General features: G+C 44.4%; 9 protein-coding genes. 5 read left to right on the forward strand and 4 right to left on the reverse strand.

Going from position 1 to position 11,276, the window contains the following annotated elements:
• Positions 1 to 179: 179 nt before the first annotated feature.
• The 3 genes from QN395_RS20160 (at position 180) to QN395_RS20170 (ending at position 3,911) form a co-directional block, all read left to right on the forward strand.
• Complete coding sequence (locus tag QN395_RS20160) at positions 180 to 560, forward strand: YXWGXW repeat-containing protein (RefSeq protein WP_322118438.1); 381 nt, start codon at positions 180 to 182, stop codon at positions 558 to 560.
• Positions 561 to 778: 218 nt separating this feature from the next.
• Positions 779 to 2,929, forward strand: coding sequence for a bifunctional 2',3'-cyclic-nucleotide 2'-phosphodiesterase/3'-nucleotidase (locus QN395_RS20165; RefSeq protein WP_322118437.1), 2,151 nt, complete (start codon positions 779 to 781; stop codon positions 2,927 to 2,929).
• 190 nt (positions 2,930 to 3,119) lie between these two features.
• A complete protein-coding gene (locus tag QN395_RS20170; RefSeq protein ID WP_323492849.1) occupies positions 3,120 to 3,911 on the forward strand; it encodes a tetratricopeptide repeat protein in 792 nt (263 codons plus the stop codon).
• 75 nt (positions 3,912 to 3,986) lie between these two features.
• Here QN395_RS20170 and QN395_RS20175 read toward each other — a convergent pair whose 3' ends face one another.
• Positions 3,987 to 4,229: a hypothetical protein gene (locus tag QN395_RS20175; RefSeq protein ID WP_322118435.1), complete on the reverse strand. Its 243-nt coding sequence runs from the start codon at positions 4,227 to 4,229 to the stop codon at positions 3,987 to 3,989.
• Between the two features lie 337 nt (positions 4,230 to 4,566).
• Between QN395_RS20175 and QN395_RS20180 the strand changes: the two genes are divergently transcribed.
• Positions 4,567 to 6,678, forward strand: coding sequence for a methyl-accepting chemotaxis protein (locus QN395_RS20180; protein WP_322118434.1), 2,112 nt, complete (start codon positions 4,567 to 4,569; stop codon positions 6,676 to 6,678).
• 286 nt (positions 6,679 to 6,964) lie between these two features.
• On the opposite strand, the gene QN395_RS20185 is transcribed toward QN395_RS20180, so the two are convergent.
• Positions 6,965 to 7,201: a hypothetical protein gene (locus QN395_RS20185; protein ID WP_322118433.1), complete on the reverse strand. Its 237-nt coding sequence runs from the start codon at positions 7,199 to 7,201 to the stop codon at positions 6,965 to 6,967.
• Between the two features lie 506 nt (positions 7,202 to 7,707).
• Between QN395_RS20185 and QN395_RS20190 the strand changes: the two genes are divergently transcribed.
• The gene (locus QN395_RS20190; RefSeq protein ID WP_323492850.1) at positions 7,708 to 9,264 is read left to right on the forward strand and encodes an ATP-binding protein; all 1,557 of its coding nucleotides are present in this window, start codon (positions 7,708 to 7,710) and stop codon (positions 9,262 to 9,264) included.
• A gap of 148 nt (positions 9,265 to 9,412) precedes the next feature.
• Here QN395_RS20190 and QN395_RS20195 read toward each other — a convergent pair whose 3' ends face one another.
• On the reverse strand, positions 9,413 to 10,591 hold the full coding sequence (locus QN395_RS20195; RefSeq protein ID WP_322118431.1) for a hypothetical protein: 1,179 nt from the start codon (positions 10,589 to 10,591) through the stop codon (positions 9,413 to 9,415).
• 37 nt (positions 10,592 to 10,628) lie between these two features.
• Complete coding sequence (locus tag QN395_RS20200; protein WP_322118430.1) at positions 10,629 to 11,051, reverse strand: hypothetical protein; 423 nt, start codon at positions 11,049 to 11,051, stop codon at positions 10,629 to 10,631.
• Between the last annotated feature and the right edge of the window lie 225 nt (positions 11,052 to 11,276).

Below are 11,276 nucleotides of genomic sequence, written 5' to 3' on the forward strand. Positions count from 1 at the left end.
AAACAAGAAAACCAATCGCAACAGTGGCCACACCCATGCTCGACTTTACTGGTTTGGGTATTTTGCAAGAAGCTCATCAGTGAGGCAAAATTCACTTATGTTCAAATCAAGATGATTGCACGATGATTGAAATAGCCGAGTTGATAATTGAATTAAGAAATAAGGAGCAAGGACAAAAAATGAATAACAAACTGAATAAAATTTTATTCGCGCTGGCCGTAGTTTCATTGGCTGGTTGTGCCACCACCGTCAGAGAACGTGTTGTCGTCAGAGAACAACCACCACAAGTCATCGTCAGGCAAATGCCAGCGCCGATTACCGAAGTGATCGATGTGCAGCCAGGTCCTGGTTATGCATGGGTACAAGGACATTGGGCCTGGCATGGCAATGCATGGGTATGGCAACGTGGCCATTGGTACCAAGGTGCGGTTCGTCCTATGCCAGCTTTGATCGTAGAACAAATGTATGCAGCACCTAGCCCTCGTCATTATTGGGTACCAGGTCATTGGCACTGGCGCGGTAATGACTGGGCTTGGGAAAAAGGTCGTTGGGTAGAGTGATTTGATGAAGGGTTGAGCTGGCGTCGGCTCAACCTCAATTCAAACTCAAGTGACATTTAGGTACCATAGCGAATTAATATAGATAATCTGTTTTTCGCTATGGCATCTCAGGGGCTTAATAAAACCAGTTAGCGAGTTCGCAAGTTAATGTTGGTCACATGCTTGTAATGAATACCCCGTAGAGTTCGCCATTCTTAATTATTGATGTTGAGGATGTGATGACTTTTAAATTTGCAACGAATTTAACTCTGAATGTAGCGCCAAAGTTAACTCGCTTAACTCCCATCGCTGCAGCGATTGCCACACTGACCATCGGTCTGGCGGGTTGCGGTAGCACTACCCCATCCTTACCAAGCGTTGCAGAAGGTACGACCTTGCAAATTGGCTTGCTGGAAACGACCGATATTCATTCTAACGTTCTCAGCTATAACTATTATTCCTTAGCCGCCGATACCAGTCTTGGCTTAGAGCGTACATCCACTTTGATTCAATCTGCCCGTGCAGAAAATCCAAACAATGTTTTGCTAGATGACGGTGATGTTATTCAGGGCACCTTGCTAGGCGACTATCAGGCGGTAGCCGCACCGATCACTTGCAGCTCTACGCTGGCCGTGCATAAAGTCATGAATGGCTTACAGTTTGACGGTGGCGGCATGGGCAATCATGAATTTAATTATGGCCTTGGTTTCTTAAGTCAAATCACGAATACTGATTTTGGTGTTACCGGCGTGTCCAAACCTGCTGGCACTTGCGGCGCACCTAACTTCCCGGTGGTTCTGACCAACGTAAATAGCGTCTCCAGCCAAAAACCGATTTTTCAACCGTACGCAGTATTGCCTAAGCAATTCACCGCGACAGCGCCGGATGGCAGTAAAGTCAGCGTCAAACTTAACATTGGCATCATGAGTTTTGTCCCGCCACAAATTATGGATTGGGATCAAAAAAATCTGGCTGGAAAAGTCTATGTCAATGGCGTACAAGAATCCGCCAAACAATACGTGCCTGAATTGCGTAGCAAAGGTGCTGATTTAGTCGTCGCACTCTCGCATGGTGGCTTAGACGCTACTGCTTATAGCCCTAAAATGGAAAACGGTAGCCTCTACTTAGCCAACACCGGGATTGATGCATTGATGATCGGTCATGCTCACTTAATCTTCCCAAAAGGGAAAGAAATTGGAGCCGCAGCGCTTGACCCTTCTTTCACTGCATTCCCTGCCAGCGCCAATGTGGATGCCGTCAATGGTTTCGTCAATGGTGTACCAACGGTGATGGCGCAAAGCTGGGGCCGTCGTCTAGGCATCATCAAAATGACCTTAATCTTCCAAGGTGGCAAATGGGTAGTCCAACCTGCTAAAACGACGGTTGAATCACGTGGCTTTAAATACCTCGACGGTAACAATATCGTCGACGCTGACGCTAAGATTGCGCCATTGGTCGCCACTGAACATGCAGCCACTATTGCCTATGCCAAACAACCGCTTGGTGTAAGTACTGATTTTGAAATGTCGTCTTATTTCTCTCTGGTCGGTGACGTCAGTGCCATCCAATTGGTCAATCAGGCGCAGCTTGATTATGTAAAAAACTTTATCGCTAGCAGCACCGATGCAACCTTGGCTAGTTACAAAAATATCCCGGTGATTTCTTGCAGTGCACCGTTTAAAGCAGGACGCAACGGACCAACTGACTTTACTGATGTAGCGCCGGGTGCAGCGCCTGCTTCAACATTTGCTTTGCAAGTGCGTAATCCTGGTGATCTGTATTTGTATAGCAATAATAATTTGCAGGCAGTCAAAATCAAGGGCGCTGATCTTAAAAATTGGCTAGAAACATCAGCCAAACAATTTGCGCAAATTGACATCACAAAAGCCGCAGAACAAGATCTGGTGCCGTCTTACTCTACGATTTATAACTACGATGTATTCTATGCCGAGAACAATGCACTGCAATACCAAATTGACGTGACTAAGCCAGCAGGAAGCCGCATTGCCAAGTTAACTTATCTGGGTAAAACAGTCGCAGATACCGATGATTTTATCGTTGCAACCAACGATTATCGTGCTGGTGGTGGTGGTAATTTCCCTGGTATTGACGGCAGCAAAACTATAATCAAATCACCAGATGCCAATCAAACTGTGGTCAGTAATTATTTACAAAAACTGGGCACACAAACGGGCAAAGTGAGTTTAGCCAGCAACGGTAGCGCGAAAAGCTGGAGCTTCGTCAAAACCGCTACTGCGGGTCCAGTGATCCTACGCTCCTCACCTGGACATTTGGCACTAGCAAAAAATGCCGGTCTCAATCTGGTGACGCTTGAAGGTGGATTGGATGCCAGTGGCTTTAGTAAATATACGATTGATCTGAGTAAGTAAGTTTAAACATATGAGTTTAAATCCCGTTTAAAGACTTTTAAACACAGACGCGTCAAGACAGGGGGAAATCAAGAAAAGCTCATTTTAGTTTAATAGCTTTCTTTTGATTTTCTTTGCGTCTTTGTAGCGGAGTCTTTTACGATTTACGTCTTTTGATTCAAACTCGCTTCACCCTTATTTCTACGTCTTTATGCCCTCACCTATTCACCACTTCCGGCTCGCATCGTCGCTTTTAGTTTTAGCTACGGGCTTTAGCTTATCTGCCTGCCAGATCGAATCGAATAACCCCTTCAATAATCAAGTCAGTACGCAACTAGACAAGCAAGTCAATTCGGCAGAGATAGAATCGACCGGTATGCTGGCCATGCATGGCAGACAAGCCAAAGCAGAAACGCAGTTACGACTATGGGCAGAAGCAGGTATGCCTGTCGCCCAACGAGAATTAGCTTTGCTGTATATGACACGCCCCGCACAACGTTCAGCAGCAATGGCATTATTTGAGCAAGCGGCAAATGGTGGTGATGCCGAGGCGGCGTTTCAGTTAGGTGAGTTATATCGCCTGCCGCATGTAGATCATCCCAGCGATTTTTCTAAGGCATGGTCCTGGTACCAAAAAGCAGCAGAAGGCAACAGCCCCAACGCCGCACTTATGCTGGCACGTATGGCAAAAAATGGAGAAGGCGTTATACGTGATGACGTCTTAGCCGTAAAGTCGCTGACGATTGCGAGCGATCTTGGGAGCCCGCAAGCGATGTTTTTATTATCGAATGCCTACCTCGCAGGTCAAGGCGTCAAAGCCAATCCAAGCAAAGCCCGCGAGCTACTAGAAATGTCGGCAAAACTGGATTACCCGGTTGCGATTCACGCCTTGGCGATGGCCTTGCAAGGCGGCGACATGCAAATCCCCAAGGATGATATTCGTGCTGGTCACTTACTCAAAGAAGCGACTGAAGAACGACATAACAACTGGAATAATCTTTAAAGAATCACTCCCTCCTATTAACATCAATCCCCCATCGCTCTCCATTTAAAAGCTTGTTTGGTAGGCATGCCAAAGTCAGTCGTAAAAATATAAGGCAGCACATAAAGCTATGCCAACGATATAGAGCAACCAGGTGTCTGATACCGCATAGGGATACAGCATTAAACCAACGGCGATCCATTTAGTTTTTGTGCGAGAAGTTTTTTTGCCGTAGCGGTATGCGGCAATCCCGATGATACTGAACAGTATCATGCCGATGAGATAAGCCGGTGTGGGAAGAGTTAAGCCCAAACTGCTCAGGGTGTTTAGATCATCCATTTTGTATAAAAATCTGCTGCGCAAATTTGTTGTTCAATATCGAAAAGAGCTTAGCCTAGATTACCGTTCCCGATCAGGCGATTCTGTAACAGATTGTCTTTTTCAATAGTAGTGTCCAGCACCGCATGCGATGTGACACCACCCAGCTCGCAATAATTAAATGCATACCGGCTTAGCGCCCCACTTTGTTCCGCCGCATATAAAACAAGTTCATCCTCACGTCATAATTTGGGCGCATCATTTCCGCAGTGCAACAAATAACTTATTACAAGTTATTTGCCGTGATTTGTTTGCAGTCTTCTATTTGCAATCCTGTTTTTAAGTGTGGAGTCTTTATATGGATTTTTTTCTAAAACCGTCAATTGCACTAATGCAGCGATTACGTCTATTCCCTAAGTTTGTCTTGGTGGCCGTGTTATTTGCTGTTCCGGTTATCCTCGTCACTGGATTGCTGATCAATGAACTAGATAAATCAATTTCGTTCACCGAGCAAGAGCGTCTGGGCTTACAGCAGATACGAAAAATTCATGAACTAAGCAAACTAGCCCAACAACATCGTGCGCTGCGCCGTCTGGCACTCGCAGGCAATGCGGCAGCTAGTGATAATGCCTCTAAAATCCAAAATGCGTTGAGCGCAAAGTTAAAGACTAATTTAGACCCAATAAGCACATCGCAACTAACAACTGGACAACTGAAAACCCCAGCGTCTGAGTCAGAAAATGCTGTTAGCAAAATTAAACAATCATGGCTTGATATAGTGCGCAAGCTGACGTCCTCGAAGGCTAGCGAGAGTTATGCTGACCATACCGTATTGATTGATCAGTTAAATAAGTTATCGACCACGATTGCCAATCACTCCAAACTGAGCCTGGATCCAGAGGTAGATACTTATTATTTAATTGGATTATTTGCCAAAACCTTCCCTGAGTTAGCTGAAGGAATTTTTGACATTGCTAGCAGAGGTGCGCCATATATTGATACTGGTTTATTAGAAGCGAATGAGGATGTTTTACTCAATGCCGACGTGATGCTTGCTAAGCGTGATATCGCTCGCATCCCTGCGCAATTTGAGGCTATGTTCCAGGAAAATCCTACTTTTAAAACACAGTTAAAAAATCCACAAGAGCTACTGGCAAATAATCTTGCGTTTTTGGAGCGTGCAAAAAATGAAATTTTAAATACGCTGAATCAAACTTCTGGTACCGAGTTTTTAGCTGCGGGAAGCAAAAGTGCAGAAGGCTTGTATGACTATGCTGACGCGGCGGCAGATTTGTTAGATGTGACGCTGACGGCACGTATTGACCGAGCCATTTTTCATCGCAATATATTGTTGGGGCTAAGCCTCATAGGATTATTAGTATCTGCCTATTTATTGGCGGGATTCTATGCCTCGTTCTCGCAAGAAGTCAGAAAACTCAGCGCCTCAGTCGCCAGTGTTGCGGGTGGTGACTTGACCACGTCGATTGATTCCCAAGGCACCGACGAAGTCGCGCAATTACTGCACGCATTTGATCTGATGCGCATCAATTTAGCGACACTAGTTAATAATATCCGGCATGGCACTGAAGCAATCGCCAGTGCCTCCAGCGAGATTGCACATGGCAATGCCGATCTCTCTACGCGTACCGAGCAGCAAGCCGGATCATTGGAAGAAACTTCAGCCTCCATGGAAGAATTAACCAATGCCGTTAAACAAAACGCCGCAAGCGCAGAACATGCAAATCAAAACGCAGTCACGGCAAGCGCCGTCGCTAAAGATGGCGGAATAGCGGTCGCCGAAGTTATCAATACGATGGCAGCAATTCAGCAATCATCCAAACGTATTAATGACATCATCGGGGTAATTGACGGTATCGCTTTTCAAACTAATATTTTGGCGCTAAATGCCGCAGTCGAAGCAGCACGTGCCGGAGAACAAGGACGGGGATTTGCGGTAGTCGCCAGCGAGGTGCGCAACCTGGCACAACGCTCTGCCAGTGCGGCTAAAGAAATAAAGGTGTTGATCACGACATCGGTAGAACAAGTCGGGGTCGGTAGTCGGCAAGTGACAGCGGCAGAACATACGATGGCGCATATCGTCACGGCTATTCACAGCATGGCCGATAACATGAGCGAGATCACTACCGCCAGTGTGGAGCAGCGTTCAGGCATTGAACAAGTCAATCAGGCGCTAGGGCAAATGGATGATATTACCCAGCAAAATGCGGCCTTAGTCGAGCAAGCCGCCGCGGCGGCACAAAGCATGCACGATCAAGCTTTGCATCTAGCCAAAGCCGTCTCTGCATTTAAAACCGCAGGTATGATGGAGAAAGAATCTCATGATGCTTTTGCAAAAACTGACCAACACCCATACACGACCAATAGCTCGGTGAGATTACGTCAAAAAAATAGTTCTGCACCAAGCTCAATGTCAATTAGGGTAAGTGCAAGAGATCAAAAAACAGCCTAGACAAAAAATATTATGAAATACAAAGAATCACTTAGTTGAATTTTGTTGAGATTTTGCCAGAAGCTAGCAAGAAAAATTGGCTTAGAAAGATACTGAATCTCTGTCTTTGCAATAGCAAAGGCTCATATAAATTTTATGCCAATGAGAATTACTCATAGTGAGTATATTTTAACCGTCCAGGTAATCACTTGAGAGTAAAGCATTTTTAATAAAAAATAGGGGGAGTATATTAAAATCCGAGAGCATTGTCTGACGAATGTCTGGATTAACTACTCAAACTCAACACTCAGGATCGCAAACGCCGTTGCGCCGGCTGTGACAATACGCGCTGGGTTACGCTACCTGGCACGCCCTCTGATTTCATGTATTCAATCGCACACAAAGTACCTAGAGAACTTTGTAACGAGATACCGCTATCTACCGTTTTTTCGGTAATAAAATCGCGCCGCTGAGCGTGCCCAATACTACTTAATTCGCTCGAATCGGTATTAACTTGCTTGAGGTTGTGCTGTAAGCCTGGCATGAAAGTCTCCTTGATAAACAAAGATACAAGTGATTCAACTGAGGAAGATATTAGGAAGAAAGATGAAAATGAAACGAGTAGCACAAAATTACTGGGACAATTTTGAGACAATTCAGCGACAAAAAAACGATAATTAACACAGCGCAATATATTCGTTTAAGATCAAATTGTGTATGAATTTTGAACGAATTGCGAACAATTTGTGCAGGTATAGTAGCCACGATTATGGGCAAAAGCGAGAGCTAAGAATTCATTGAATCTGCAGAATTAATAGCTAGTCTGATGTTGTAAATATTAAATCAACACATGTCTTTTTAGTAAAAAAATGCCTGTCAAATGATTACTTGAATTAATCCCTGAACGATCAATAAAAAATCTTGACCGTGTAGTGATTAGCGCTAGTGTAGCTACCACGTTATTACAGAAAATGCCCGGGGCCTGCCATGAAAGCCAGTTTGAAAAGCCTCACTTCTTCAATTATTGGTCAATTCACTTTGGCGACAATTATGTCGTCCTGTCTTTTAGTCGGTGGTGTTTTATACGATAGTAGTCATACTTTGAAAGTCGCTGTACTTGAAAACGTCAAATCCAGTATTGATCAGACATCTCAAATTCTTAACCTCACCGTATCGACCTACGCAAGTGCAAATGATTTAGAAACAGTACGCATTTTTTTCCATGAAATGCTGGATCAAAACTCACAAAATGGATTGACCTATCTGATTGTTGGCAATGCAGAAGGCCGGGTTTTACTCACTACCCTGGAGTCTGTCGACACCATCCCCACACCTGACACGACAAATAACTTAGATGTCGCTGCACTACGCGGATTTATTCATATACGAAGCCCATTGCTATTACCTGGTAGAGAAGTTGGCTTTTTACAATATGGTTTGTCCACCAAAAATCTGGTTGATGCGGCGACCAAAGAAAAGACCAATTCGCTCATCCGGACGGGTCTGGTCATGCTAAGCACAATGATTGTTATTTTGTTGCTAGGGCGACGTATCGCCAAACGCTTAAATGATTTGATACGAGCCAGTAAGGAAATCGTATCTGGGCGTTATGAACGCAATGTCAAAGTGTCCGGCACCGATGAGCTGGCGATTATGGCAAGCAACTTCAATCTTATGGCTGAGGCAGTGCAAACAAAAATTCGGGAGATCACAGAATTAAATCGGACATTAGAAACCCGCGTATCACAACGGACTAAAGAATTGGAGGAAGCCAATCGCCTGCTGGGGAAGAATTTTGATCAACTGAAAGAGACTCAGACTCAGTTGATCAAATCAGAGAAATTAGCCAGCCTCGGCGCTCTGGTGGCGGGTGTATCACACGAGCTGAATACTCCGATTGGTAACGCTTTAACCGTCTCAACAACCTTGTCACATAAAACGGGCGAGGTAAAACAAGTCTATCAACATGGACAAATAAAAAAATCAACCTTGGACGAATTTTTAATAGCTGCCGAAGAGGCTGGGGACTTATTAAGCAAAAATTTACTCCGCGCATCGGAATTAATCATCAGTTTTAAAACAGTAGCCGTCGATCAGACGAGCGAACAGCGCAGGCGATTTAATTTGCTGCAAACGATGAGCGAACTCGCCGTTACCCTAAGACCAACACTAAAAAAAACGAAGCTAATTTATGAGATTCAGATTAGTGAGGATATTTTATTGGACAGCTATCCTGGCCCTTTAATTCAGGTGATTACCAACCTGTTTAATAATGCGATTGTCCATGCGTTTGAAGGAAGAGACATTGGCGTGATGAGCTTAAGCGGCGGACAAGATCCGACCGATCCCTCATTTGTAGTGTTGACTTTTAAAGACGATGGAATCGGTATCCAACAAAATAATCTGGAGAAAATTTTTGACCCGTTCTATACCACCAAATTAGGTCAGGGAGGATCGGGGCTTGGTTTAAATATTTGCTACAACATTGTTGAGGGTTTGTTGGGCGGACATATTTCTGTAAGCTCAGAATTGGGTGTTGGAACGCAGTTCAAGATTCGAATACCAAGCAGTGCACCGCATAAAACAATCATTGCTGAACTGAGCTAATCGGAGCTTACACAAATCTTTTTTATCTTTATCCATATCCTATATTCACACCAGACGATCTGACATAAAAATAAAGCGACCTGATCAGTCGCTGTATTTTTTCACTCACAAAATCAGGCTGAGAGCTGCTTTGTTTTATAAGCCAAGCTTAAAAAGTACCCTGCAATGACACTGACAGCAATTTAGAATCGCCAAAGAACGGATAAGCATAATTCGACTTATCTTTACTAATGTCGTATTGCACTTTAAGCGCCATATTTTTGCGAAAATCCCAGCGCAGTGAAACGTTTTGAGTATCCCGTCCTTCAATTGGTTCTGTGATCGTGCGATACCGTGACACGGTGTACATCGGTAGCCATGCGCCGTATTGATACCCTACTCCCACCAAGGCATATTTATAGACGTTATTCAGCCCCTTAGAAGCATCAATCTGTTCATAACGATCAACCTCCGCTTTGACCAGCCAATTTTTATAATCCATATTGGCAGAGACGCCCATAATGCGCGTGGCCTGACTATCAATAAAAGTATTTCTGGTGCCATCAGGATTGTCTTGCCATAGCGAATCCTTGTACCACATCATCATCCCGCGTACATCAAAGATGCCGTTATTTGCCGTTACCGATGCACCATAAATATTTTTCCAGGACTCATGCGTTGGCGTTGTGTAATAGATCTTAGTATCGTAGGCATCATTTTTTTGAGTGTAACTACCGGTCCACGCAAGTACCGTGGCAGCCCAATCCGACGCGCCTAGTTGGGTACGATAACTGACATTGCCACCGTTGTAGGAATAGATGGGCCAGCCATAGACATCTGGTGCTGGTCTTACCCAAGGATAGGCGTAACCGATGTACAGAAAATCGCTGTAGTAATACAGAGGAATACGGAATTTACCCGCCTGAAATGTCCAGCTAGAATCGGCCGATGGTTGCCAGGTCAAATATGCCCAATCAATCGTCGGACGTGATCCGTCGTTGGGATTAAGCGCACGACTGACTAATTGTGTCGTAGCAGAAAGGGTTTGTGAAAAATCCTTTTTGATTTGAAAACCAATCAATGACTCTTGATCGAACTGAAAACCTTTATCTTTTTCATACACCGCACCGTATTCCCAACCTTGGATAGTGCAAGGACATTTCCATTGCTGATACGTCCATGGCGCACTGCTGCCTAAAGCAGATCCACTCAACACTTTAGCGCCGGTCAGGCTATAGAAACCTGTTAATCTGAGTGAGCCGTCTTCAGTCAAATCAATCGCTGAAGCACTGCCAGCAAACAGCAACGGAACGAGTGGTGCAAGTGTTGCAAGGAATATTTTTTTCATCAAGCAATCTCCTTAAAACGAAGAAAAGAGGACGGCATTAGGGAACTATGGCGATGACCTTTACGGTGTCATCAACCGCCGATTTTTCTATATAGCCGATTACATTGACATTTTCACTTACTGCTTTTTTTACTTGATCGCTGGACTTATATTCTTTGGGCGGCTTACCTTTGCCAGTAAACACAATTCGTGACCAAATTGCCTGAACTTGTGCAGGTTCTTTTTCCAGCACTTTTTTATAAAACTCAGCACGAATAGGAGAATTTTCAGCTTGGTCTACCGGAGTAAATAAGACTGAACCTCCAAGGAAAAACTGGGCGGCTTGTGCCGGGAACATTTTGGTCGCCGGGTTTTGAGGATTGACCACAATGACGAGTTCTGCGAAGGCAGGTGAGGCGATTCCCAACAACAGTAAGACTTGGGTAGCCAGGAAAAATCGCAGGAAAATTTTTCGTTTCATCTGAATTCCTATAATCCAAATAGACGCCGTCATATAACGGACGTCCTTCGTTAAGAACTATTGAGGTAAAGCCACCAGGTTCTGTTAAAAAACCTTATGCAACCAAAAATCAGAAAACGGTTTTACTGTTGCAGTATTTATTGTTATGTTTATTGAGCTTCTTGCAAAATACCCAAACCAGTAAAGTCGAGCATGGGTGTGGCCACTGTTGCGATTGGTTTTCTT

Source organism: Undibacterium sp. RTI2.2, from assembly GCF_035018705.1.
Classification (GTDB): domain Bacteria; phylum Pseudomonadota; class Gammaproteobacteria; order Burkholderiales; family Burkholderiaceae_D; genus Undibacterium.

Bases quoted from the DNA above. Each gene is read 5' to 3' on its own strand.
- QN395_RS20160 (WP_322118438.1), top strand. From the start codon at position 180: ATGAATAACAAACTGAATAAAATTTTATTCGCGCTGGCCGTAGTTTCA.
- QN395_RS20165 (WP_322118437.1), top strand. From the start codon at position 779: ATGACTTTTAAATTTGCAACGAATTTAACTCTGAATGTAGCGCCAAAG.
- QN395_RS20170 (WP_323492849.1), top strand. From the start codon at position 3,120: ATGCCCTCACCTATTCACCACTTCCGGCTCGCATCGTCGCTTTTAGTT.
- QN395_RS20175 (WP_322118435.1), bottom strand. From the start codon at position 4,229: ATGGATGATCTAAACACCCTGAGCAGTTTGGGCTTAACTCTTCCCACA.
- QN395_RS20180 (WP_322118434.1), top strand. From the start codon at position 4,567: ATGGATTTTTTTCTAAAACCGTCAATTGCACTAATGCAGCGATTACGT.
- QN395_RS20185 (WP_322118433.1), bottom strand. From the start codon at position 7,201: ATGCCAGGCTTACAGCACAACCTCAAGCAAGTTAATACCGATTCGAGC.
- QN395_RS20190 (WP_323492850.1), top strand. From the start codon at position 7,708: ATGTCGTCCTGTCTTTTAGTCGGTGGTGTTTTATACGATAGTAGTCAT.
- QN395_RS20195 (WP_322118431.1), bottom strand. From the start codon at position 10,591: ATGAAAAAAATATTCCTTGCAACACTTGCACCACTCGTTCCGTTGCTG.
- QN395_RS20200 (WP_322118430.1), bottom strand. From the start codon at position 11,051: ATGAAACGAAAAATTTTCCTGCGATTTTTCCTGGCTACCCAAGTCTTA.